The organism is Paenibacillus sp. FSL R5-0623 (assembly GCF_037974265.1).
Taxonomy (GTDB): domain Bacteria; phylum Bacillota; class Bacilli; order Paenibacillales; family Paenibacillaceae; genus Paenibacillus.
On the sequence record NZ_CP150233.1, the window covers coordinates 3,008,722 to 3,034,376 of the forward strand.

At 44.7% G+C, this 25,655-nt stretch carries 18 protein-coding genes; 15 read left to right on the forward strand and 3 right to left on the reverse strand.

The genetic code is table 11. From position 1 onward, the window contains the following. Nucleotides 1-6 precede the first annotated feature (6 nt). The 5 genes from rhaA to MKY92_RS13305 all read left to right on the forward strand — a co-directional run bounded on the left by rhaA (nt 7) and on the right by MKY92_RS13305 (nt 8,167). Nucleotides 7-1,278, forward strand: coding sequence for an L-rhamnose isomerase (gene rhaA / locus MKY92_RS13285; protein WP_339301131.1), 1,272 nt, complete (start codon nt 7-9; stop codon nt 1,276-1,278). Between the two features lie 152 nt (nt 1,279-1,430). Continuing rightward, the gene (locus tag MKY92_RS13290) at nt 1,431-3,110 is read left to right on the forward strand and encodes a ribonuclease J (RefSeq protein ID WP_339301133.1); all 1,680 of its coding nucleotides are present in this window, start codon (nt 1,431-1,433) and stop codon (nt 3,108-3,110) included. A gap of 242 nt (nt 3,111-3,352) precedes the next feature. Further along, nucleotides 3,353-4,336 carry a LacI family DNA-binding transcriptional regulator gene (locus MKY92_RS13295; RefSeq protein WP_339301135.1) on the forward strand — a complete coding sequence of 328 codons (984 nt, stop codon included), beginning with the start codon at nt 3,353-3,355 and terminating at the stop codon, nt 4,334-4,336. A gap of 346 nt (nt 4,337-4,682) precedes the next feature. Continuing rightward, the gene (locus MKY92_RS13300; RefSeq protein WP_339301137.1) at nt 4,683-6,158 is read left to right on the forward strand and encodes a sucrose-6-phosphate hydrolase; all 1,476 of its coding nucleotides are present in this window, start codon (nt 4,683-4,685) and stop codon (nt 6,156-6,158) included. A gap of 26 nt (nt 6,159-6,184) precedes the next feature. Then, nucleotides 6,185-8,167: a sucrose-specific PTS transporter subunit IIBC gene (locus MKY92_RS13305; protein ID WP_339301139.1), complete on the forward strand. Its 1,983-nt coding sequence runs from the start codon at nt 6,185-6,187 to the stop codon at nt 8,165-8,167. Nucleotides 8,168-8,353: 186 nt separating this feature from the next. Here the strand turns inward: MKY92_RS13305 and MKY92_RS13310 are convergent, their stop codons facing one another. Together MKY92_RS13310 and MKY92_RS13315 are read right to left on the reverse strand one after the other, a co-directional pair. Then, entirely contained in the window at nt 8,354-9,253 is a 900-nt protein-coding gene (locus MKY92_RS13310; RefSeq protein WP_101313990.1) for a manganese catalase family protein, read from the reverse strand. Nucleotides 9,254-9,381: 128 nt separating this feature from the next. Next, nucleotides 9,382-11,109, reverse strand: a complete 1,728-nt coding sequence (locus MKY92_RS13315) for a cellulase family glycosylhydrolase (protein WP_339301141.1) — start codon at nt 11,107-11,109, stop codon at nt 9,382-9,384. A gap of 260 nt (nt 11,110-11,369) precedes the next feature. Here MKY92_RS13315 and MKY92_RS13320 point away from each other — a divergent pair, with 260 nt between their 5' ends. The 5 genes from MKY92_RS13320 (at nt 11,370) to abc-f (ending at nt 19,408) form a co-directional block, all read left to right on the forward strand. Continuing rightward, a complete protein-coding gene (locus MKY92_RS13320; RefSeq protein ID WP_339301142.1) occupies nt 11,370-12,200 on the forward strand; it encodes an amidohydrolase family protein in 831 nt (276 codons plus the stop codon). Between the two features lie 464 nt (nt 12,201-12,664). Continuing rightward, nucleotides 12,665-14,107 carry a 6-phospho-beta-glucosidase gene (locus MKY92_RS13325; protein WP_339301781.1) on the forward strand — a complete coding sequence of 481 codons (1,443 nt, stop codon included), beginning with the start codon at nt 12,665-12,667 and terminating at the stop codon, nt 14,105-14,107. A 424-nt stretch (nt 14,108-14,531) separates the two neighbouring features. After that, complete coding sequence (locus MKY92_RS13330; RefSeq protein ID WP_215075086.1) at nt 14,532-15,362, forward strand: PRD domain-containing protein; 831 nt, start codon at nt 14,532-14,534, stop codon at nt 15,360-15,362. Between the two features lie 211 nt (nt 15,363-15,573). Further along, on the forward strand, nt 15,574-17,463 hold the full coding sequence (locus MKY92_RS13335) for a beta-glucoside-specific PTS transporter subunit IIABC (protein WP_339301147.1): 1,890 nt from the start codon (nt 15,574-15,576) through the stop codon (nt 17,461-17,463). Between the two features lie 475 nt (nt 17,464-17,938). After that, complete coding sequence (abc-f, locus tag MKY92_RS13340) at nt 17,939-19,408, forward strand: ABC-F type ribosomal protection protein (protein ID WP_339301149.1); 1,470 nt, start codon at nt 17,939-17,941, stop codon at nt 19,406-19,408. A 145-nt stretch (nt 19,409-19,553) separates the two neighbouring features. Here the strand turns inward: abc-f and MKY92_RS13345 are convergent, their stop codons facing one another. Then, nucleotides 19,554-20,144: a biotin transporter BioY gene (locus MKY92_RS13345; protein ID WP_339301151.1), complete on the reverse strand. Its 591-nt coding sequence runs from the start codon at nt 20,142-20,144 to the stop codon at nt 19,554-19,556. Nucleotides 20,145-20,256: 112 nt separating this feature from the next. Here MKY92_RS13345 and MKY92_RS13350 point away from each other — a divergent pair, with 112 nt between their 5' ends. From MKY92_RS13350 to MKY92_RS13370, 5 genes are all read left to right on the forward strand, one after another. Beyond that, the gene (locus MKY92_RS13350) at nt 20,257-21,111 is read left to right on the forward strand and encodes an ATP-binding cassette domain-containing protein (protein ID WP_339301152.1); all 855 of its coding nucleotides are present in this window, start codon (nt 20,257-20,259) and stop codon (nt 21,109-21,111) included. Beyond that, nucleotides 21,096-22,865, forward strand: coding sequence for an ATP-binding cassette domain-containing protein (locus tag MKY92_RS13355; protein ID WP_339301153.1), 1,770 nt, complete (start codon nt 21,096-21,098; stop codon nt 22,863-22,865). Before MKY92_RS13350 ends, MKY92_RS13355 begins: the two co-directional genes overlap by 16 nt. Nucleotides 22,866-23,020: 155 nt before the next feature. After that, nucleotides 23,021-23,320: a hypothetical protein gene (locus MKY92_RS13360; RefSeq protein WP_017688728.1), complete on the forward strand. Its 300-nt coding sequence runs from the start codon at nt 23,021-23,023 to the stop codon at nt 23,318-23,320. A 164-nt stretch (nt 23,321-23,484) separates the two neighbouring features. Next, complete coding sequence (locus MKY92_RS13365; protein ID WP_339301154.1) at nt 23,485-24,060, forward strand: GNAT family protein; 576 nt, start codon at nt 23,485-23,487, stop codon at nt 24,058-24,060. Nucleotides 24,061-24,181: 121 nt separating this feature from the next. Beyond that, the gene (locus MKY92_RS13370; protein ID WP_339301156.1) at nt 24,182-25,639 is read left to right on the forward strand and encodes a S8 family serine peptidase; all 1,458 of its coding nucleotides are present in this window, start codon (nt 24,182-24,184) and stop codon (nt 25,637-25,639) included. Nucleotides 25,640-25,655 lie beyond the last annotated feature (16 nt).

Sequence of the window (25,655 nt, forward strand, 5' to 3'; positions counted from 1 at the left end):
TTGCGGATGGATAACCAAGTCAAGCAAGCGTATGAAGCAGCCAAGGCGTTGTATGCCCAGCACGGAATTGATACAGACGAGGTGCTGAACAAACTTGCGGAGATCAAAGTATCTGTACACTGCTGGCAAGGCGATGATGTCAAAGGCTTTCTGAATAAAGATGGGGAGTTAACAGGTGGTATTTCCGTTACAGGTCAATATCCGGGGGCTGCGACCACACCTGCAGAGCTTCGTAATGATCTGGAGCAAGCTTTTGCTCTGATTCCCGGCAAACATAAGGTCAATCTGCACGCGATCTACACGGATACAGACGAGCAGGTTGAACTGGATCAGATTGAACCGAAGCATTATGAGAACTGGGTGAAGTGGGCCAAAGAACAAGGACTCGGTCTGGACTTCAACCCAACATGTTTTTCCCATGAAAAATCAAGTGACGGGTTCACGCTCAGTCATCCAGATCCTGAAATTCGCAAGTTCTGGATTGATCACTGCAAGGCATCCCGCCGGATTGGTGCTTATTTCGGGGAACAGCTTGGTCAGACTTGTGTAACCAATGTATGGGTCCCGGATGGATTCAAGGATAATCCAGTTGACCGGTTGACACCACGCAAACGTCTCAAAGAATCGCTGGATCAAGTATTCGCCGAACCGCTTAATCCAGAGCACAATCTGGACGCGGTAGAGAGTAAGCTCTTTGGTCTGGGTTCGGAAGCATATGTGGTGGGCTCTCATGAATTCTATATGGGTTACGGTTTGCAAAATGATACGTTAATCTGCCTGGATGCGGGTCATTTCCATCCAACTGAAGTTATTTCCAATAAACTGTCTTCCTTGTCTTTGTTTACAAGTGGCATTCTGCTTCACGTAAGCCGACCGATGCGCTGGGATAGTGACCATGTGGTAATCATGGACGATGAGCTGCTGGAAATTGCCCGTGAACTGGTTCGACATGATCTGCTTGCGACCACACATATTGGACTGGATTTCTTTGATGCAAGTATTAACCGTGTAGCTGCATGGGTTGTGGGTACTCGCAACACGATTAAAGCCCTTCTCCGAGCGATGCTCGAACCTGTGGATGCCTTGAAACAAGCCGAGTTGGAAGGGGATTACACGTTGCGCCTTGCCTTAACGGAAGAGTTCAAATCTTATCCGTTTGGCGCGATCTGGGACTACTATTGTGCTCAGCAAGGCGTTCCAGTTCGTGAAAAGTGGATCACCGATATCAAAACCTATGAACAAGACGTATTACTACAGCGTGATAAATCATTGGTGTAACTGTATTTAAGTTTCGTATAAACCACTATGGAATGAAAATTCCGTGGTGGTTTTTTTGGCATAATCACATTGAAATGCATAAGTAAGGCGATTGCTTCCATACTAGGAATATGGATCTGTATCGTATACGATTGCCACGCAGAGGAGGAATAATGGAGTTGAATCTATCTCACAACAAACTGTATATCGCTGCACTTGGCGGCGTGAATGAAATAGGGAAGAATATGTATTTCATCCAGTACAATCAGGACATCATCGTGATTGACTGTGGTTCGAAGTTTCCCGATGAGACATTGCCTGGTATTGATCTGATCATTCCGGATGTAGCGTATCTGCTGGACAATCTGGATAAAGTAAGGGGTCTTGTGGTTACTCACGGACATGAAGATCACATTGGTGGTATTCCTTATTTGTTAAAACAAATGAACATCCCGGTGTATGCATCCAGGCTCACTCGTGGGCTAATCGAGCTTAAACTGAAAGAGCATGGGCTGCTACGCAAGGCGGACCTGCATACGATCGATGCTCATTCCAGCATTACGCTGGGAGGAATCGAGGTTTCCTTTTTCGCAACGAGTCATAGTATACCGGATTGTCTTGGTATCTTTTTTCAGACCCCAACAGGCAATGTTGTGCATACCGGAGATTTCAAATTTGATATGTCGCCTGTACATGGACCTTTCCCAGATCTGCACCGCATGGCCGAGATTGGCAAACAGGGTGTCCATATTTTGCTCTCCGAGAGTACCAATGCAGAAAGACCCGGATTTACACCTTCCGAGCGTGTTGTGGGAGACCACATTCTGGATGCCTTTATCCGTGCAAAACAAAAAGTATTTATCTCTACCTTTGCGTCGAATGTCAGCAGGGTACAGCAGATTGTGAATGCAGCATTCGAGACGGGCCGCAAACTGGCACTGTTGGGCAGAAGTATGGTGAATGTGGTATCGGTGGCCAGTGAATTGGGGTATTTGCAAGTTCCTGACGGATTATTGATTGAAGCTATCGATTCGGATCAGTTTCCACCTGAACAAGTTGTTGTATTATGCACTGGTAGCCAGGGAGAAGCGATGGCAGCCTTGTCACGTTTGGCATCCGGTAAACATCCTCACGTAAGAATTAACGCCGGGGACACGGTCATTATTGCTGCCGGTGCCATTCCGGGTAATGAACGGAATCTTGCACATGTAATTGATAACCTGTATGTTCTTGGAGCACGTGTGATATATGGTTCAAGTGGTGCAGCTGGGATGCATGTATCGGGACACGGCAGTCAGGAAGAACTCAAATTGATGCTTACCCTGATGAAACCGGATTATCTGATTCCGATCCACGGTGAGTTTCGCATGTTGTATCAACACAGACTGCTTGCTGAATCCGTAGGTATAGACCGTGATCATGTGTTTATCGTGAATAATGGGGATATGGTCCAGTACAAAGACGGCATTGCTTCGCTGGGTCCCAAAATTGCATCAGGGAATAGTCTCGTAGACGGTCTGATCATGGGTGATGTCGGCAATATTGTACTGCGTGACCGCAGGCAATTATCCTCCGATGGCATGCTGGTGATCGTAACCACACTGAGCAAAACGGAGAAACAGATGGTCACGTCACCCGAAATTATCTCCAGAGGGTTTGTATTTGTTAAGGATTCGGAAGAATTCATGCGTGAGATCCATGAGCTTGTTCTAAACCGGATGGATGAGTTGACCGGGGCTGGGGTGAATCAGTGGAATGTGATCAAAAGAAAGCTGAAAGACGAGATCGGTCACTATATTTACGCGCAAACAAAGAGAAGACCTATGATCTTGCCAATTATTATTGAGGTCTAAGTCAGCAGGGATAGGGATTATTCTTGCCCTAATGGTCTGTGCAAACGTGTATATGGAAGCTTAACAGCCTGATGAATGTGGATCATACTTCGGTATGAAGTCACATTGCCATCGGGCTTTTGCTATTACATCGGGAATGTACCATAGACGTGCAATAAATGGAGTTGAATCAAATTCGCCATGGGTTTGCGATTCGAAGTATAATAAAAGGTAAACCAGCTAATGAAATAAGAGGAGTCTTTATGAATAAAACGATTTCTGATATCGCTCAGATGGCAGGTGTGGCAAAAAGCACGGTCTCTCGCTTTCTGAACGGCGGTTCGGTTAGTGAAGATACACGCCAGAAGATTGAGCGCATCATCAAACAATACAATTATGTTCCCAACACATTTGCACAGAGTCTCAAGGCAAAGAAGACCAGTATTATCGGTACGGTAGTGCCGCGACTGGATTCTTTTGCAACATCACAGACATTGATCGGAATTGATGAAGAACTGCGGAGTAATCAGTATCAGATGCTTATCGCAAATACGAGTCAGGACATGCAGCGCGAGATTGATGCCATCTATGATTTTGCACGACAGAAGGTGTCGGGTATTATACTGCTGGCTGCTGAAGTGACTGAAGCACATCTGAAAGCAGTGGAGGACATACGTATCCCCGTGTTGTTGGTGGGGCAGCAGCATGAGCAACTACATAGTCTGGTTCACAATGATGACCAGGCAGGTTATGAGATGGGCAAATATGTCGTCGAACAGGGTCATCGCAAGATCGTGTATATGGGGGTTAGCGAGAAGGATCGGGCGGTAGGGGTCTATCGTAAACAAGGATTCCAGAGAGCAATCGCCGAGTGTGGTGGATGTGAAGTGAAGTATTATGAGACAAGCTTCAAGATGTCTGAAGCCATCATTACCGCTGAAGCCATTCTGAAAGAAATCACACCAACGATCATCGTGGGGGCTACGGATAATATTGCACTGGGTGTGATGAAGATTGCATTCTCCAATAAAATCCGCATACCGCAAGATTTGTCTGTTACCGGATTTGGCGGATATGATATTACGGAGATGATTCACCCCACGCTGACGACTGTGAAATATCATTATTTGCAGGCGGGCAAAGTAGCGGCGAATCACATTATTCGTCTGGTCAAAGGCGAGTCGGTGGAGGAACGAACAACACTGGACGTAGAACTAATTCCTCGAGAAAGCGTTGACAAATTATAAAAACATCCTTTATGATAATTCCATCGAACCGGTTCCAATGCGAATGTAAAATTCGGATAAGCAAATTGGTCAGGCATTTATGCCATATGGAATTATTTTTTTGCGTCTAATGGAACCGGTTCCTATAATTTGATTTTCGTATAAGTTAAATAAGAAATAAACATGTACGTAGAGGGCAGAAAAAATCTGAAGAAACGTAGTGTTCGCCTTTAGAACCGGATTTCACCCTATAGAAAAGGGATCAGGAAATCTGGGGATAACAGCGATCGGAGGATTGTTCTGCCATCGTAGTCCCAGTGTGAAATTTCTTGGTCTAACTTATATAAGCAAGGAATGGAGAACAGCTATGAAAATGACTAGAGAGCAACGCTACAGACGAATTGAGCAAGCAGAGCCTGGAGAGGTTGCGAAGCTTGAAGCACAGATCTCCGTATGTCCTTGGCGACAGAGTTATCACATTCAGCCGATAACAGGTCTGCTTAATGATCCTAACGGCTTTGCATATTATCAAGGCTATTATCATCTGTTCTATCAGTGGTTTCCACTTGGAACAGAACATGGCATGAAATACTGGTATCATACCCGCTCGAAGAATCTGGTGAACTGGGAAAATGTCGGGATTGGAATCGAACCGGGTGGCAGGTATGACTCACACGGGGCTTATTCAGGCAGTGCGATTGAAAAAGACGGCAAGTTGCACTTGCTATACACGGGCAATACGAGGGATGAGGCTTGGGTCAGACACCCGTATCAATGCTTGGCAGTTATGGATGAAAGCGGTTCAGTATCCAAACTGAATGATCCAGTGATCTCATCTGTGCCAGACGGATACACGGAACACTTCAGAGATCCCAAAGTGTGGCAACAAGGAGACACGTATTATGGTGTAATTGGTGCGCAGAGAACAGACGAGACGGGATGTACAGTGCTGTATCGCTCCATTGATCTGAACAACTGGGAGTTTCTTGGTGAAATTCGTACGCAATTAACCTCCTTTGGCTATATGTGGGAGTGCCCGGATTATATGGAGATGGACGGGAAAGGTGTACTTGTCTTTTCCCCACAAGGCATAGACGCTGCGGGAGATCATTATCAGAATATTTTTCAATCCGGTTATCTGATCGGTGAGCCGCTCAATCTCCAGACAAGAGAGTTCAATCATGGTGAATTTCAGGAGTTGGATCGTGGATTCGACTTCTATGCTCCGCAGACGATGCTGGCTCCGGACGGAAGACGTATTCTGGTTGGTTGGATGGGACTTCCCGATCTGGCGTATCCGACCGATGATAGCGGTTGGGCTCATTGCCTGACCATTCCTCGGCAGTTGTCACTCCGAGACGGCAAGCTAATCCAGCTACCTGTTACAGAGATGGTGCAATTGCGTCTGCAAGAGGAAGGGACTCATATTCGCGCAACGATTGACAATGAAAGCCGATCTTTCACTGGTTTTAATGGGATTGCCTATGAGCTGAAATGTGAGATAAGCCATGTAGATGCAGAGATTGTAGGCATCGAACTCCGGGCAAATGGAACTGAAAAAACGGTTCTTCTGTATGATCGGATTCAGCAGAAAGTTGTCTTGGATCGGACGATGTCTGGTGCCAAGTTGGCAGAACAGAACGGTGTTGTACGACAGTGCACACTTACTGCGGAAGTGATTAAGTTCCATCTGTTCGTAGATGCATCTTCAGTCGAGGTCTTTGTGAACGATGGTGAGGAGGTCTTTACCAGTCGTATTTTCCCAAGCCGGGACAGCGTGGACATTCGTTTTTTTGCACACGGAGGCAAAGCTGATTTTGAAGCAACTCAATGGAATTATTAAGTATTACGTGAGAGGAATGAGATAACATGTCGGAGAATCAACGCATTGCCCAGGAAGTCATTCATGCCATCGGGGGCAAAGAGAATATCGCATCATTTGCACATTGTGCAACACGTCTTCGCATCATGGTGAAAGATAAAGAAAAAATTGATCAGAAAACGGTCGAGAACATCGAGAAGGTGAAAGGCGCTTTTTTCAACTCAGGTCAATATCAGATTATCTTTGGTACGGGAACAGTGAATCGAATCTTTGAAGAGGTTGAGAAGCTGGGCATCGAAGGAACGTCTAAGGATGATGTAAAGAGCCAGGGGAAAAAAGAAGGAAATGCTTTTCAACGGGCGATCCGCACGTTTGGTGACGTATTTGTACCCATCATTCCCGTTCTGGTAGCTACAGGGCTGTTCATGGGATTGCGCGGATTACTTACCCAGAATGAAATTCTGGCGTTATTCGGTGCAACACCTGATGATATCTCGGCCAATTTCCTGTTGTTCACTCAAATCCTGACGGATACGGCCTTTGCATTTCTACCTGCACTTGTAGCGTGGTCCGCATTCCGCGTATTTGGCGGAAGTCCGGTACTTGGTATCGTACTGGGGCTAATGCTGGTTAATCCCGCTTTACCCAATGCTTACGCGGTGGCAGATGGATCAGCACAGCCGTTGCATATGTTCGGTTTTATACCTGTCGTGGGTTATCAAGGATCGGTTCTGCCTGCGTTCTTTGTAGGTTTGATTGGAGCCAAGTTTGAAAAGGTATTAAGAAGACGGGTACCTGAGGCACTGGACTTAATTCTGACTCCTTTTATTACGTTAACGGTTATGATTACGCTTGGACTATTCGCCATTGGTCCCGTGTTCCATTCCCTAGAAGAGTGGGTGCTGCATGGAACAACTGCTGTATTGGATCTTCCGTTTGGCATCGCAGGTATTATCATTGGATTCTTCCATCAGATTATTGTCGTTACCGGTGTACATCACATCTTTAATTTCCTGGAGATTCAGCTACTGGAAAAGACAGGATTCAATCCGTTCAATGCCATCATTACCTGTGCCATGGCAGCACAAGGAGCGGCTTGTCTAGCAGTCGGTCTGAAGACCAAAAATATGAAACTCAAAGCACTCGCATTACCTTCTTCCTTGTCCGCATTTCTGGGCATTACCGAGCCAGCCATCTTCGGAGTTAACTTGCGTTATATGAAACCCTTTATTATGGGACTGGTTGGTGGTGGTGTAGGTGGTTTCATCGCTTCCTTGTTCCATCTGCAAGGTACAGGTATGGCTGTAACGGTTATTCCAGGAACATTGCTTTATCTGAACAGCCAACTGCCGTTGTATATTTTGTCCAACGTGGTTGCCATGGCTATTGCATTTGCACTTACCTGGTTCTTCGGATATAAGGATCAACCAGTTGCAGAAGAATCAGTGAGCCATGAAAACAGTGGAGTAACATCAACTGAAGTTAAAGCAGAGCAATCTAATCCGCATATTAATTCAGTTACCGTTGCCGTTACAAGCAATCGTCTTAAGGTAGATTTTCTCGAAATAGCTTCGCCAATGAACGGTACCGTCGTTGCTCTGGAGCAGGTTCCTGACCCGGCGTTCTCGGAAAAACACATGGGTGAAGGCATTGCCATTGAGCCATCAGAAGGAAAAGTGTACGCACCGTTTGATGGTGTCATCGCACATGTCATGAACAAGAGTAAACATGCGGTGATTCTGGAGCATGAGACAGGTGTACAGATGCTGGTTCATATCGGAATTAATACGGTTGGACTGAAAGGAAACGGTTTTACCGCGCATGTGAATACCGGAGATCGTGTAACTGCAGGACAGTTGTTGATTGAATTTGACATGGATGTCATTCAGGCAGCTGGTTTGCCTTTGATTACACCCGTGTTGATCCCAAGTGGAAACGAATCGATAGCAACGGTTACAGCGACGTCAACAGGTCATATTCAAGCCAATGGGGAAGCGGTACTTGTAGTGAAATTTACTGAGCCACAATAGCGGCGTGTAAAGTGGGAAGCGGGGAGAGATTCATCTCACCCGTTTCCCTTTTTTTGTGTACAATCGTATGAAATTAAAGAAACATCATTGGTGATCTAAGTAATCCAAGTGAGTTAGCACGCAAGAGAGCACCATTTTACGATTATCCAATCGACGCCCTATGAAAAACAAACGTTAATCGTAATCCTACAGACCAGCGTGACGTTTCAGTCGCTCTGCAATCTGCATCAAATCTTCCGCAGATATCCCTGGCGCAAATTCTTCCGGCAGATCAGGTAGCTCAGGCACTGGCCCTCCATAACCCGGCAAGCCGGCAAAAGCCTCCAGTTTACCACCATCGGTTGGGTGTGTTCCTTTCCAAATTTGGGCAATGCCCTGATAATCCTTGTCGCTGAACGTGTACAACCTGCGGTGCTCACCCTTCGCTTCCCACTTACGTGTCGTTTCAAAAGCTTTGTTATCCAGTCGTGGAATAGGAAACATCTTCGTTACATCCACACCCGTTGCAATTTCCAGTGCCTTGGCATACGCAAGAACATGCACACCGCCGCGTACAAGCAGATAACCTGTCATTTCTCGGGCTGTTTTGTTGTCGGTCATTTCGTAGACTCTCATTTTGTGAGTTCTTGCTCCGCACTCAAGAAAGAAATTATGCAGCAGATCAAAGATCAGATTGCCACTGCTCACGACATATGAACCATTCCAGGGTCTTCCCATGGAGTCATACGGGAGCGCTGTCTGAGCCGATTCGATAAAATGTGAAGTCATCCGTGCGTCTTTGCCTACACGTAGCGGGGTAGAGTCCGGGGCGCCTGGTGAAGTGGAACCTTCAAGCATGAGGTTAATCGTATTGGCGACAAGTTCGACATGGCCGAATTCCTCTGCGGTAATACTTGCAACAATGTCATAAAAAGGACGCAGCTTGGATCTGCCTCTGAAATTGAATGACTGAAACATATAGTTGTTTAATGTTGACATTTCCCCGAACTTTCCACCAAGCAACTCCTGAACTGCACTAGCTCCATTAGGGTCCGGATTATTGGATATGGGTAATTCGATGGCAAGACGGTCTACACGTTTAAACATGACATTTCCCCCTCAATCCTAGTTACTGTAAAAGTATGAAGGGTTACTTGTACGTTATTCGGTCGTTGGTGAAACAAAAAAACGTTCTGCCAGAGCTTAAAGCTCTGAACAGAACGTTAGATGAGTTCTTATTTGGAAGCTACGCCAACAACGCTTGTTCCATTTTTCGTGATTTTGTACGTCAGCACATCTCCGTTCCAGAAATGGAACTTAAGCGTGACTTCGCCATCATTGGTTTCATTGAAGAAGTTAGGTTTCAGTTCAATCACATTACGTTCGTAGTCTGGGCTAAATGTGTAGGAGAATTCCTTGAACGAAGTCCAGTTCTGTGGACCGGCGTTCTCTCCGTTTGCATATGTTGCTTCCATCGTGGCGAGCTGATTGCCGTTAAACGTAGTCGGAATGGCAAATGCACTGGTTGTGCCTGTTGCATCGTTCAACTTAGGTGTGTCATATTTAATGATATTAAAGTTCCAGTCAGCACCTTCATTGAATCCAGCTGTAAGTGTGGCATTGACGCCCAAATCACCAGAGGCTGTCAATTTGGTTAACAGATTGGATTTTAACGTAAGTACATCTTTTTTGATCGTATAGTCTTTACCTCTGACAAGAGGAGAAGTACCATTTTTCAACGAATTGAATTTGTTCCCATTCAGATTGAGTTTTACCTTCTGATCTTGAATGGCTTCATTTTGTTTAAGATATACGAGATCCGTTTCGGCTGTGGATGAACGACCTGTCCAGCTGGCTTTCATGGTATCAAATAATTCCTGATCAGACCAAGTAAAGCTTGTGCGACCGAAGTGTTGTCCGTTATCCCACAACATCGTTGTCATCTGTTTTTGACGCAGATATTGTCCAACAAATTCGAAAAATTTCAGCTTTTCGCCTTGCTCAATAACACCTGTGTGCTGGTCAAAACCAAGCAAGCCATACTCACCGACGATAACCGGAATGCCTTTCGCTGTAAAAGCATTGTATACCCGATCAAATGTGTCGGTAACGTCCTTCTGTACTTCCTCGTTATACTTGGTGTAACCTGCGATGTTCACACTGAATGGCCAGAACCCGTAGTAGTGAACGGTTGCAATAATATTGCTGTCATTCAATTTTTGAATGGTCTTATTCAGTTCATCCAGATCAGGTTGAGCGGAAGAGGTATGCATCGTTGGAAGCACAAGTGGACGTGTCTCGTTGTTTCCACCCGAAGTTCTTACGATCTTGTGAAAAGAAGTATTTAACTCGTCCAGCATGCGATATCCAATCGCTGCATCCGTTGTGCCGCCTTCGGAGAAACGTGGTTCGTTAACACTCTCGAACATGAGTTTATCGGATGCATCTTTGAATTTGTCCGCAATCTGAGTCCAAGCAGCGTTGTAACGTGCAAGCACGTTGTCATGGTCTTTCTCCATGTAACTGATCCAGCGCCAGGAATCATGGTGAAGATTGATCATGACGTAGAGATCGGCATCGAGGGCCCAGTTTACTACTTCTTGAACCCGATTCATGTAAGCGGAATCAATTGTGTAGTTGGGTGCGTCACCAATGTGGGCTTCCCAGGTCACAGGAATACGGATACTGTTGTAGCCCTCAGCAGCGATCGACTGAATTAGTTCCTTCGTAATGCGCGGGTTGCCCCAGGCTGTCTCATCTTCACCAACGGCATCCAGAGAGTTACCCAGATTCCAGCCAGGCTCCATGGCGTTCACGTAGGCCTGCATTTTGCTTGGCGCGGCTGAGGTATTGGCCTGTTCGCTGTTGTCAGTTGCAGCTGAAGCCATAGCAGAGGAGAATAGAGATAGAATCATGGCAGTCACGAGCGTAAGAGATAAGACTGATTTGCGGGTTTTTTTCATTAATATAGTCTCCTTCGAATAGAGAATGGTTGAACATGAATAGCGGTTAAGCAGGGTGGAAATAGAGTTCAACGCAAACAAAAGTTCACTTGTGTAATACTGGAATCACCACCGATTTATGTACTGAAAGCGTTTTCGTAATTTACTATATCATGATTTAATATTGGACAATACCTGCACAATTGGAATAAAAATCATGTGAAAATCAGTGATTGCTTTTGAATGATAATTAGATTTAAATACCCTGGGAGGGATCTAATATGAAGCTGGATGCACATCAACATTTCTGGGAATACAATGTCGCCGAGTACGGATGGATTGGCGAAGAGATGAAAGCCATTCGTCAATCTTTTCTTCCGGAAGATCTTGAACCTTTATTGGTCCAATCCGGACTGGATGGATGTATTGCGGTACAAGCCAGACAATCACTGACAGAAACCGAGTGGCTTCTGCAGTTGGCAGATCGGCATGAATGTATCAAAGGTGTTGTTGGATGGGTGGACCTTTGTTCAGATGAAGTTCGGAAGCAGCTTGAACTGTTCGCGTCCAATCCATATCTGAAGGGCGTACGTCATGTCATACAGGATGAACCTGATCTGGATTATGTATTGAGAGAAGACTTTCAGCGCGGAATTTCATTGCTTAAGGAGTATGATATGGCCTATGATCTGTTGGTGTCCAAGGAGCAACTGCCTTATGCCGTTGAACTGGTTAAGACGTTTCCTGAACAACGATTTGTACTTGATCATCTAGCCAAACCCGACATAAAATCAGGTATACTCTCACCATGGAAAGAAGCGCTTGAGTCATTGGCCGCACAACCTAATGCGTACTGTAAACTTTCAGGGATGGTGACGGAAGCAGACTGGGCAAATTGGACTCCGAGCGACTTTACAGCCTATCTGAATATCGCCATAGAAGCCTTTGGTGCGAAACGGTTAATGTTCGGATCCGACTGGCCCGTGAGTAACGTTTCAGCTACGTATTCTGAAGTATACGGTCTCATTATGAATCACATTAATGCCCTACCCATATCAGATCAACAGATGATTCTTGGCGGCACATGTGCTACGTTCTATCAAATATCGTAGTAGGCAATTCGAAGCTAAACCGGTTTCAAGAAGTTGACAACTGTTCTGATTCTTGCTAAAGTTTTATCCAATCCGCATAATCATGACCTGGGAATGTTACCGATATGGGCATAACCTGAGCTGGCTTGTTTACACAATTTCGTGTATCCAGGCTGGTTCGGGTTTTTTCTATTTAAGTTGAACAACCGATTTTACACGAGACGACTGCGCGGCCAGAACAATCTTCCAATCGCTGTTATCCCCAGATTTTTTGATCCCTTTTTTAAAGGGTAAATCCGGTGATTAAGGCGAGTTTATGCTTACGAAGTAGCTTTCCATTGAAAGCTTTTAGCTTTGCTTCTCCAGATTTTTTCTGTCCTCTCCGTTTATGTGTAATTGTGTAGTTTAACTTAAATATTTTGTCTTTTTAATATTCTAAGGATTTGAGCGGATAGCTGAATTACATATTTGGAAGGAGAATGATGATGACGAATTTTACATTTCCTAAAGACTTTCTGTGGGGTGGAGCGATTGCTGCCAATCAGGCGGAGGGCGCGTATCTGGAAGATGGCAAAGGGCTGAGTATCGTTGACTTGCTGCCTACCGGAGAGAATCGCAGAAGTATTATGAAAGGTCATGTTCCGGCCTTTACGCCGCTCGCTACCGAGTTCTATCCTTCACATGAAGCGATTGACTTCTATCACCGTTACCCCGAAGATATTGCTCTATTTGCAGAAATGGGATTCAAAGCACTGCGTGTCTCCATTGCTTGGGCACGGATTTTCCCGACAGGAGAGGATGCACAGCCCAATGAAGCGGGATTACAATTTTACGATAACCTATTTGATGAATTGTTGAAAAACGGAATTGAACCTGTGGTTACATTGGCTCACTTCGATGTGCCTGTGCATCTGATCGAGAAGTATGGCAGCTGGAGAAGTCGTGAACTGGTAACTCTTTTCGAGACTTACGCTACAACGGTATTCACTCGCTACAAAGACAAGGTGAAATACTGGATGACATTTAATGAGATCAACATGCTGTTACATCTTCCGTTCCTTGGGGCGGGACTGGCGTTTAATGAAGGGGATAACATCAAGGAAATTCAATATCAGGCTGCTCACCATCAACTGGTTGCAAGTGCATTGGCAGTCAAGGCATGTCATGAGATTATTCCCGGTGCCATGATTGGGTGTATGCTCGCCGCAGGAAGCTTCTATCCGTATACCTGTAATCCGGAAGATGTGTTCCAGGGCATGGAAAAAGATAGAGAGTCCTATTTCTTCATCGATGTGCAGTCACGTGGGGAATATCCGGGTTACGCCAAACGTTTCTTCAAGGATCACGGGTTGAACATTGTTATGCAGCCGGGTGATGCAGAAATCTTGAAGAATCATACCGTAGATTATATCGGGTTCAGCTATTATTCAAGTCGTACAACTAGTACCGATCCGGAAGTTATCAAAAATATGACCAGTGGTAATGTATTTGGCTCGGTTGCCAATCCATATCTGGCGAAGTCCGAGTGGGGCTGGACGATTGATCCCAAAGGATTCCGTATTACCGCCAATCAACTACATGATCGTTATCAGAAGCCGCTGTTTGTTGTTGAGAATGGATTTGGCGCCAATGACGTGGTTACACCGGAAGGTGAAGTAGATGATGCGTACCGGATTGACTACTTGAAACGACATGTAGCTGAAATGGGTGAGGCCATTCAGGATGGGGTTAACATCATCGGTTACACCAGCTGGGGACCTATTGATATTGTGAGTGCATCCTCAGGTGAGATGAGAAAACGTTATGGCTACATTTACGTGGACCGTAATAATGAAGGTCAAGGTGAGCTGACACGGCTGAAGAAGAAAAGTTTTGAGTGGTATAAAAATGTGATCGAATCCAACGGAACAAACCTGGGTGACGCTTAGTTTATATTTTTCTGAATTAAAATGGTTTGTACGGCAATAAAACATCGGAAGTTTCATCTATATAAATTGAGCTAAACATTTACACAAAACGGAGAGGACAGGAAAAATCTGGGGATAACAGCGATCGGAAGGTTGTTCTGTCATCGGAGTAGCTAGTGTAAATATTCCTCTAGTTCAATTTGTATAACCATGGGACTTCCGATTGTCCTCACATTGAAAGCGTTGACATATAGTCAGGTTCGCGCTATACTTGACGCAATTATATCGTTTCTGGGATTGTTACTACTCGAAGTAGGCAAAACCTAAGCACCAAAAAAAGCAGACCACCATGTCTTGTTTATTTTGTGATGCTTCAGGTTTTTTTTGTATGCCCAAAAGACGATGTATAACTGCCAAGAGAGTGGAACGTGACGGGGGGATTGAAGTGAAAATAGCAAAGGTTATCAACAATAACGTCATTAGCATCTATCAGGCGGATGGAGCAGAGCTTGTGGTGATGGGACGTGGGATTGCCTTTAAGAAAAAGCCGGGGGACAAAGTAGACGAGACCCGCATCCAGAAAGTATTTGCATTGAAAAACAAACAAACATCGGATAATTTCAAAATGCTGCTGCGCGAAGTTCCGATGGAACTGATTGAAATTGTGGAAGAGATCATCACGTATGCGCGTGAGAATCTGGGCCGAAAGCTGAATGAGAACATCTATGTATCCCTTACGGATCATATTAACTTCGCGATTGAACGCTATCGGGAAGGGGTGGAGATCAAGAACGCATTAATGTGGGAGATTAAGCAATTGTATAAGCCCGAATTCGAACTGGGACTGAGGACGCTTGAACAGATCAACACCCGCATGAATATTGAGCTTCCACCCGATGAAGCCGCTTTTATTGCCCTTCATATTGTCAACGCAGAGATGAACGAAGAAGTTATTACAACGATGAATATTACGAAGTTTATCCAGCAGATTATTAATATAGCGAAATATCATTTCAAAATGGAATTTGATGAGGACTCTCTCAGTTATTTTCGCTTTATCACACATCTGAAGTTCTTCTCCCAGCGTGTGCTCAGTGGTACGCATTACGACAACAACTATGATCATTTCTATGACATGATTAAGGAGAAACATCCGGATGCCGCAGCGTGTACGGAGAAAATTGAGTTGTTTGTCAAAAAGGAATACAACCATGAGCTGACCAATGAAGAAAAATTGTATCTGACGGTTCATATCGAACGAGTGGTTAATCGATAATATTTAAATGTTGACAAAAATGGTTTAATTATAATAATATGTGATTAACAGGATTTGAATACGATTTAACTGGGATTGTTACTGGTTATGCAGGCAAAACCTAAGTCATGAGAAGGTCAGGACCATTGTGCCCCCTTGCTCAAGGCTTAGGTTTTTTGCGTGCAAAAAAATCGGTAAAGGGCCTGTTTGAGAAAAAGTGGGGGTGCAGATTATGAGTCAAGAGAAACTGGCCAAAGAGATTGTAGAACTGGTTGGCGGTGAGAAAAATGTGGAATCACTGGTTCATTGTGCAACACGGTTACGTTTTGTATTGAAGGACGATGCCAAGGCAGACAAAGCCAAACTGGAGAAAACAGAAGGCATCATCGCAGTCAAAGAAAACGGAGGACAATTCCAGGTGGTTGTTGGTAACAAGGTGCCTGAAGTCTATAGTGCCATTGGACAGATCAGTAACATTCTGGACGATTCGTCAGATAAAGAAAAACCTCGCAAAGCAGCCAAAGGGCTCGGGGGTATTATCGATATCATATCCAGCATCTTTGCGCCACTTCTGGGCGTTATGGCGGGAGCCGGTATTCTAAAAGGGTTATTGTTGATTGCAAGCAATATCGGATGGCTGGAAACGACAGAAACAACATATACGATCCTGTATGCAGCAGCAGATAGTCTCTTCTACTTCCTGCCTCTGTTGTTAGCGGTTACAACAGCACGTAAATTCCAGGGGAATATGTTTGTCGCGATGACGATTGCAGGAGCACTGATCTATCCGTCCATCGTCACGTTGAAATCAGAAGGAACACCAACGGATTTCTTCGGTATCCCTGTCATCTTGATGAACTATTCATCTACAGTTATCCCTATCATTTTAGCTGTCATTGTCATGAGCAAGTTGGAAAAGTTCTTTAATAAAACACTTCACGATAGTGTGAAAAACTTTGTTACGCCATTGTTTTTGCTAGTGATTATGGTACCACTGACATTGTTGGTATTCGGACCATTTGGCGTATACGTTGGTAATGCAATTGCAGCTGGACTCGTTGCCGCATTTGGATTCAGTCCATTGCTCGCTGGAGCCGTTATGGGTGCAAGCTGGCAGCTGCTCGTTATCTTCGGAATACACTGGGGTCTTATTCCGGTATTTATCAACAACGTTGCCGTGTATGGACAGGATGGCGTTAAACCGGCTGCGACAGCTTCAATCTTTGCTCAAACGGGTGCTGCTTTTGGGGTTATGCTGAAAACCAAGAACAAAAAACTGAAAACGCTGGCTGGATCATCCACGTTGACCGCATTATTCGGTATTACGGAACCGGCCATCTATGGGGTAACATTACCACTGAAACGTCCATTCATTGCAGGGGTAATCGGTGGTGCAGTTGGTGGAGCTATCATTGGTCAAGCGGGCACATTGGCATTTGCATCCGGCGCACCAGGGTTGCTGACCTTGCCGATCTTCTACGGACCAGGTGGACAAGGTTTCCCAGGATTGATTCTGGGTATCGTAGTATCGTTTGTTGTTTCGGCTGTACTGACGTACATCATGGGCTTCAAAGATCCGGTTGAAGAAGAAACAAAAACCGAATCTACGACATCCGCTCAGCAATCTGTTCGTGCAGCGAATGCTTCGGACGAAATTGTATTTAGCCCAATCGAAGGCACGATTGTGGAATTGTCGGAAGTTCCAGATCCGGCCTTTGCATCGGGAGCAATGGGTAAAGGGATTGCGATTGAGCCAACTGTGGGCAGAGTCGTAGCGCCTTTTGATGGTACAGTTACCGTTGCATTCAAGAAAAAACATGCCTTGGCTGTAGTATCAGACACCGGGGCTGAGATATTGGTTCACGTGGGAGTTGATACCGTTAAATTGGACGGACAGCATTTTGTTTCCCATATCAAGGAAGGGGACAGGGTCCAAGCTGGAGATCTGTTGCTTGAGTTCGATATTGCACAGATTAAGGCTGCTGGTTATCACACGGTAACGCCGATTATCGTAACGAATTCCGCCAACTACGAGGAAGTAATTCCACAGGCTACAGGTCAGGTTCATAGCCAGGAACTTCTATTGAAATTAACTAGCGGTAGTGACCAGGAACAAAAGTAGTTTGATGTACTAATCTGATGGTATCGTGTTTTCATCGTTCCGTTGACATGGTGGAATTGGAAAATTATAATTAGAATTGTACATCTATACATGATAATGAAAGGTGGATTATTGAACATGACACATGTAATGAGACTGCGCTTCCTTCCTTTGAATCGGTAATTGAATACGTTCAAAGGCTCTGACTATCGGTTCAGAGTAAACGGGATCAGTCTGTCATTTTCAATCATCCTGACCTTAAGATAAGTGTTATACTCGCTTTCCCGTTTACGTTGAATCACAGGCCGTTGCCTGTGATTTTTTGTTTTTCTTCTGATTATCTTAATCAGGTAAAGGCGCTCAATACAGACTACTGGAGGTAAACGCTATGATGACGTTACTGTTCTATTGATACGAGCTGGCACGATAAGCTCGTATCGATAGAAGCGTGCTTCGCTATCGATACGAAATAAATCTTATTTCGGAGGTAGCGAATATGGAAAAGATATGTTTTGAATTAGAACAGGTTGAGATGACCTATATGGATAAAGTAATACTGAACATTGAGCGACTGGCTGTGCATCAACTGGATCGCATTGGTGTAGTGGGTGGTAATGGTCAGGGTAAAAGTACACTGTTGAAACTCATTGCAGGACAGATCCAGCCAACAGCCGGAAAGGTAAAACGTTTTGCAGAGTTTGGTTATTTGGAACAAGTGGAACCACCCCAGCCTAACGAAAATCTCGAAGTTGACGGGGCTTTACTGAGTAAATTAGCCATTCCTCAACACGACCAGCCATGGAGTGGCGGTGAACAAACCCGTCTAAAACTCGCTCAAATGTTCACCCAATATCATGAAGTACTGTTACTGGATGAACCAACAACACATCTGGATCAAGAGGGCATTACATTTTTGCTGGATGAATTGCGCTATTACTATGGGGCAATTGTGCTAATTAGTCATGATCGTGCGGTACTGGATGAACTGGTAACCACGATTTGGGAAATTCATCAGGGAGAGGTTCGCGTATATTCCGGTAACTATAGTGATTATCAGGCACAGAAGAGGCTGGAGCGTGAACAACAAAACCAGGCCCATGAGCAGTTTTCCAAGGAGAAAAGGCGATTGGAGCTGGCCGCTCGGGAAAAGATGAAGAAAGCCGAGAAAATAACGCAGTCCGGAAGCATGTCCAAAAAAGAATCCAAGGCAAAAACAAACCGTATGGTTGAAACAAAATCCAAAGGCACCAGTCAAAAAGCGGTCCACCGCGCAGCTAAAGCGATTGAACAGCGAATGCAACAACTTCACGAGGTAAAAGCGGTGCAAGAGGATCGGCCTATGATCTTCCGTCAGCCAAAGATACTGGAGCTGCACAATCGATTTCCAATTATGGCAGATCGTCTTACGCTTGAGGTAGAAGGCCACGTATTGCTGGAGGATGTAAGTTTTCAAGTTCCATTAAAACAAAAAATAGCGATAACCGGAGCCAATGGCAGCGGGAAAAGTACATTGCTTAACCATGTTTTCCATGCTGGGAATCACATCACAATGTCTCCAAAAGCAAAGCTCGGTTATTTTCAGCAAATGAGCTATCGATTCACAACAAAAGAGACCGTATTACAATTCCTGAAAAATCGTTCGGAATATGAGGAATCAGAGCTCAGAAGTGCGTTGCATGCGATGCAGTTCACAGGGAATGACTTACTGAAGAATGTTGGGGTATTAAGTGGTGGGGAAGCGATTCGTCTTCAATTATGTCACTTGTTTCTTGGACAATATAACATTCTATTGTTGGATGAGCCAACGAATTTTCTTGATATGTATGCATTGGAAGCGTTGGAGCGTTTTATCAAGTCCTATGAAGGAACGATTCTGTATGTATCTCATGATCAGAGGTTCGTTGAAAATACAGCGGATCAACAATTTCAGATTACAGAGCGTCAATTAATTCAGGTGAATATATAAGTTGAACTAAAGAAGATTTACACTGGACACTACGATGACAGAACAACTTTAGAGGAAGAGAAGTAACAAAAACAGCCAAAGTGATTTTGGCTGTTTTTGTTTTAGAATATGGAGGCTCGTAATCTAATAGGATATGTAGCTTCTATTAAGAATCCGCTTTTATAACCGTTGAATGTATGTTACCTGTGAGCCGTTGAGGTGGGAACACCATGCGCACGGGCGCAATGATGATGGCTGCAAATACAGCTTTGATCAGATCCCCAATTATGTAAGGATAAAACCCTTGAATCATGGCCTCAGGTAGGTCCATTTTGTAAGCATAAGCAAGCCAAGGGACGCCCGATACATACACGAGCAGTGATCCAAATAGTTCAAATACAACAAAAGCGAGCATGAATCCTGTGACACCTCTGATGTTGATTCGTGCAAGTAACAGTCCAATTAATAATGCGGAGATCGGCCACATCATCACATATCCTCCGGTAGGTCCAAGAAGTACTGCAAGTCCTCCGGTCCCGTGTAGCAAGGGGAATCCAAGAGCGGTGAGCAGAACAACCATGGTAACACTTAGAAAACCATAGAGTGGACCAAGTAATCCTCCGGCCAGCATGACAGCCAAGGTCTGTAATGTTATCGGTACTGGGGAGAAGCCAATGGGAATGCTTATGTAACCAAAAAGTACTAAAATTGCGGCCATAAGTGCGCTGAATACAATGCCTCGCAAAGATAATTTCATGTTTGAACAATCCTCTCCATTTTGGTAATATGATTGTTAACCAATTATATAAATGTGGTTAACGATTAGGATCGTACCACATAACAATAGAAAGGGAAAGGACTAATTTACGATGCAAGGCAACCTGCCTATAATTACATTAGAAGATGTTCGGGTGCATTATGCTTCCGAAGGTGGTCAGGTGAGGAAAGCGCTGGATGGGGTCTCACTTATGCTGCACCAAGGAGAATGGATTAGTATTGTAGGGGCGAATGGCAGTGGAAAAAGCACACTTGCTGGACTATTAATTGGATTCATTCCACTATCTGGAGGGGTACGGGATATCTCGGATGAACTTACCGTTCGGGGTGTATTGCAGCAACCGGATGCACAGGTACTAGGCGATACGATTGAAGAGGAGTTTCATTTTGCGCTGTCACCATTGATGGATTCTGTAGAAGAGCAATTGGAGCGCAGGCAGGATGCATTACATACCGTAGGACTTCAATATCCCCCGGAGAAGGCTGTCTCACAATTATCCGGTGGACAGAAACAACTGCTTAATATTGCTGTAGCGCTCGCAGCCAAACCGGATATATTGATTCTGGATGAGCCAACAGCCATGCTTGATCCCGGAGCAAGAGACCGTATCGAGGCCATCGTTCAGAAGATTACCCAGCGAGGGACAACGGTGATCTGGATTACACACCATCTGGAGGAAGCAACCCTGTGTGATCGAATCATTGCTATGGAGAGGGGACGTTGTGTGTACGACGGGGAGCCTGAGTCCTTTTTCTATGTAACAGAGTTGAATGAGAAGGCTACTCGGGAAAATGTACAGCTATCCCCCTGTGAATGGTTAGGGTTGGATCCTCCTTTTACTGTAAAAACTGCGTTATTGCTCAAGCAAAAAGGTATGATGCCAGAATCCATGCCACTGCGACCCGAGCAACTGGCTAAGGAGGTCGCACGTTGGAGATTGAGCTGACCGATATACGTATAGAAGCATCAGAATCGGGCAAACGTGCACTGCTTGAAGATGTGAGTGTACAGTTAACCAGTGGGGAAATCACCTTGCTGCTGGGCTGTACGGGTTCAGGAAAAACAACTTTACTACAGACGTTGGCTGGTCTGAGACCGCCCGATGCAGGAAGTATCACATTGGATGGCACACCTTTCTGGAAAGAAGGAAAAGTGCCGCAGTCGATTTTATTGCAAATGGGACTACTGTTTCAATTTCCGGAACAACAACTGTTTGCCCGAAGTATTCAGCGTGAATTCACATATTCTCTGCGTCCCTATCGACTTTCAGAGAAACAGCAACAAGAGCAGATCACAAAAGCACTGAACCAATGGGACCCACCAGTGTCCTCGGAGTTGGGTCGACGTTTTCATCTGGATAGGTCGCCATTTGCTCTAAGTGGGGGAGAGAAGCGCAGGTTAGGTCTTGCTCTCGGAAGTGTGACCAATCCGCACTGGCTTCTGCTGGATGAGCCAAGTGCCGGATTGGAAGCGCAAAGTGTCGGGCTTTTGCTGGATGTATTGGAGCAACATCGTCTGGTAGGTGGTGGGGCCGTGGTAGCAACCCATGACCTGGATACATTCTTGCCTTGTGCGGATCGAGTATTGTTGTTGCAGGAAGGCCGTCTAATCGCAGATCTTACGCCGAGAGAACTTCACAAAAGACCTGAACTGCTGGAGCAGACAGGGATTGGACTGCCACCATCGATGAGACTGACACAGCAGTTTAGAGAAGCGGGTCTTGAGCTGCCTTTGACCGCGATGACGCCAGAGGAGATGGCTGAAAGTATTGTTCAGTCCAAGTCAGTTGAAGTACAGTTTCAAAACGAATCGAAAGAAGCATCAGGGACGGTAACGATGGAAGTCAAGAGCGATGTAATGAAGTATGAAAAAGAAACACTGATGCTATCGTCCATTAAAACGGAGGATGATCCAAAGCTTTTTCCGAACACATGGACTCATTCAGGCGGATTATATGGCTTTATGGACCCGCGTCTGAAATGGATTTTGTATATTTTGCTGGTCACCGCAGCTATGCTTCAACAGCGATGGCTGGGATTGACGTTAACACTGGTGCCGGTAGTGGCCGCACTTGCCGTGCTTCCGCGTCAGACTTTGGCTGGATGTATGAAGTTAATGAAGCCATTATTATTCTTTTTCATCATATCAACGGTGTTATCTGGGACCACTCTTTCAACAGAGGGAGGAGGTCTGCACTTTGGCTTTTCCCTGATGCAGGCGGAGGGCACTTTGCTGAATGTGTATCGTTTGTTTATCGTCACATTGGCAAGCCTTTGGTTTTCGTTGACGACACCTTATGGGCGAATGGTAGAAGGGCTTAACTGGGTACTCGGTATGGGTAAAAAGATCAGGTTGCCTGTAGCTTCGTTTGCTCTTGCTGTATCGTTAATCTTTCGGTTTATCCCGATGATCTGGAGTGAGTGGCAGCGATTCTCACTGATCGTACGGGCACGTGGAAAGGCAGCTTTAAAACCAAATACCGTTCGAATTCGTGACCTGGGTCCGATGGTGATTCCCTTGTTAATGGCACTGTTCCAACGTGCAGAGGATATGACCATTGCGATGGAAATGCGTAAAGTTAGAGAGCATTCCATGCTCGGAGGACGTTCATCGTTATTGGTATGGTCCAAACGTGATACCTGGATTAGCCTCGCTGGCCTCATTGTTTTTGTACTTTTAATATGGATTCGCCAACTGTGATGGCGATGATTAAAGTGATTAATCCGATGATGAATATAAGACGATGGATTAGAACCATAAACACAGTGTTTTCCAAAGATCATGCATAAATGTGTTTGTCCTCGCTCACAATAAGTGGACGTTGATCATATGAAGTGGATCAGGAGGGATAAACGATGAAAGATAAGTTTTTGCGTGAAGAACGGCAAGAATATACCGATGTGTCTACGGTGGAGTCGCAGCGAAACGATATCACACTCGAAGAATTCCCGGAGGGTCCTTACGGTTCATCTCTGTTATCCGAGTCTCTTGGAAAAAGTTCTCCGTGGCGGGTGGATCAGAGGTCTGCACATCGTTTTGATTATGAAAATCATGAGCTTCACGAGGGGGAAGTACGGGATTATCCTGGTCAGGATGTTTTTGACGAAACGGTTCCGGATAACGTGTCCAAACCTCAATATACGGAAGAATCGTAATGACATATTGATATAAAATAGAGCGTAGCCTCCGACAGTTTTATCTTGTTCGGGGGTTATTTTCGTTGTGTTTAATGAAAACAAATCTCCTCCAATTCCACATTATGGGTTATTATGTTTGTAGCTCGAAGTAAAAATCTGGTTAAATAGCGGGGGGACTTGGGATGAGAGAGATCGATTATAGTCAATATTTCTGGCAGGATGATAAGGTCAGATTACGTGCTTTGCGTGAAGAAGATTGGGAGGATCATTATTATAACCGCTTTGATACACCTGCCCGTCGGTTATTGGAGTGTGCAGTAGAGTTACCGCCAACTCATGTTGAGGCTAAGAATTTCACGGAAAACTTCTCTGATTTTTCTTTAGGCAAAGGACGGATCATGTTTACAATTGTAAATATGGATGGTGAAAATGTCGGAGGTGTGAATCTGAACAGCATTGATGAAAGGAACGGTACCTTTAGCATTGGCATTCAAATTGACAGGGATCATCGAGGAAAAGGATACGGAACCAGAGCCGTACGAATCTTGCTGAAGTATGCCTTCTTCGAGCGCAGGCTCAACAAATTTAATGATTATGTACTCCAAGGAAATGAACCTTCCGCAGCCATGATGAGAAAACTTGGATGTGTTCAGGAAGGTGTCCGTCGTCAGGTGATTTATACGGATGGGAAATACCAGGATCTGATCCTCTTTGGATTAACCAAAGATGAGTTTATGGAAAAAGAGGGGCTTGTTTGATTCCAGTATAAATAAGATCGCCAGGGTGCTCGAAATCTGCCAATTTTAGTTGGATAAATGATAATGTACATTAAGCGGAAGGCGATAGTATTCTAATGAGATCAAAATCTGAGGTGATCGTATGGATAGAGCAATACCCGATCCGACATGGAAAAGGTTAGGTTTTGCTGAACAACCTGATTTTCATACTTCTGGTCTGGGTGTGGGGATTGTAATTATCGATTCAATTAAACAACATCATCTCATAAATCACTTAAATACACGAATCAAATGTGTTGCCGTACATGAAAATATGACTGTCACTGTGCGAGACATTTCATCAATGAAGAGGGAGGAGGATGATCGGAAAGGTGAACATGGCCTTATGAGTATACTGGCTTTAGCCCATGAACCTATTCTGTTAGAGGAACAAATTCATGTCGGGATTGCACCAGCAGCAACATTTATCGTTTTAGATCATGGCGCATTTACAACTGGAGAAGGAGAACGTCTGAAAAAAGGAATGGAATGGATTCTTGAACATGGGGTCGAATGGAATATAAAAATTATTTTAAGCACTGGTTGGCAGGCATTAGATAATGAAGTTCATCTTAAAAATACGAGTGAAAACTCAACGGTTAAAGCATTGGCGGCAGCTGTGCAACAGGGCATTTTGGTTATTTGTTCGAATGGAAATACACGTTTAAATAACATCATGCCTCCAATACAGTATTTAGCAGTAGGGGGCTACGTGGATCATGGAAAGGCCGATCGTTCATTACACGTCCCTTTCCCTGATGAACCTTATGGCAGAAATGGAGATGGTCACTTTAGGCCAGATATATTAGCGCCCAGACTACACCTTACAATCCCCTCTTATGAAACTGAAGATTCTGGTAAGCGCGTATATTTTTATGGGGGGACCTCTGGAGCGGCTGCGCTTGTGGCTGGTGTTGCGGCCCATTTGTTTTCCCAATTTCCGAGTTTAAGTTCCGAGATGCTGAGACACTTATTAGTCGAGCATGGAGAACCACTTGAGGGTGATGATAACCTGGCTCCTCGAATTAACGTTGAGAATACAATTCGTTGTATGAACAGGGCAGATAAGCCAAGGTACATATCAAAAACTTTACCCATGATAAGTATAAAAAAACAAAATCCATACAGCGCAATTCATTCAATGGATGATATCGAAAGAGCGCTCTCTTTAACCGTTTTAGTTGAGAGGGGCGAATTATCACGTGAAGAGTTATGGAACTTCACGAAGGATTCATCCGCTATTGTTCGTAAAATTGCAGTATCGACCCTCGGCGAACCGATGAACGAACAAGAGCGAAAGTTGTATTGGGTGTCCTTAATGCTTGAAACAGAAGGAGGAGTGCGTGGATGGTATATGCATGGATTATTGCAAAATGCTCCAAAGGAGGAAATACACAATTGGATAAAATGGTCAACAGATATTAACTGGTCAGTTCGATGGTGTGTTAGCGAATATTTGGCTCAATATCCAGAGTATTTTCCCCAACTTGAAAAAACCCAAGACCCTGACGCTATACATATCAAGGCATTGCCTTTAAGGGAATGGTACACGGCTCTATAATGATGTAATGTAAATT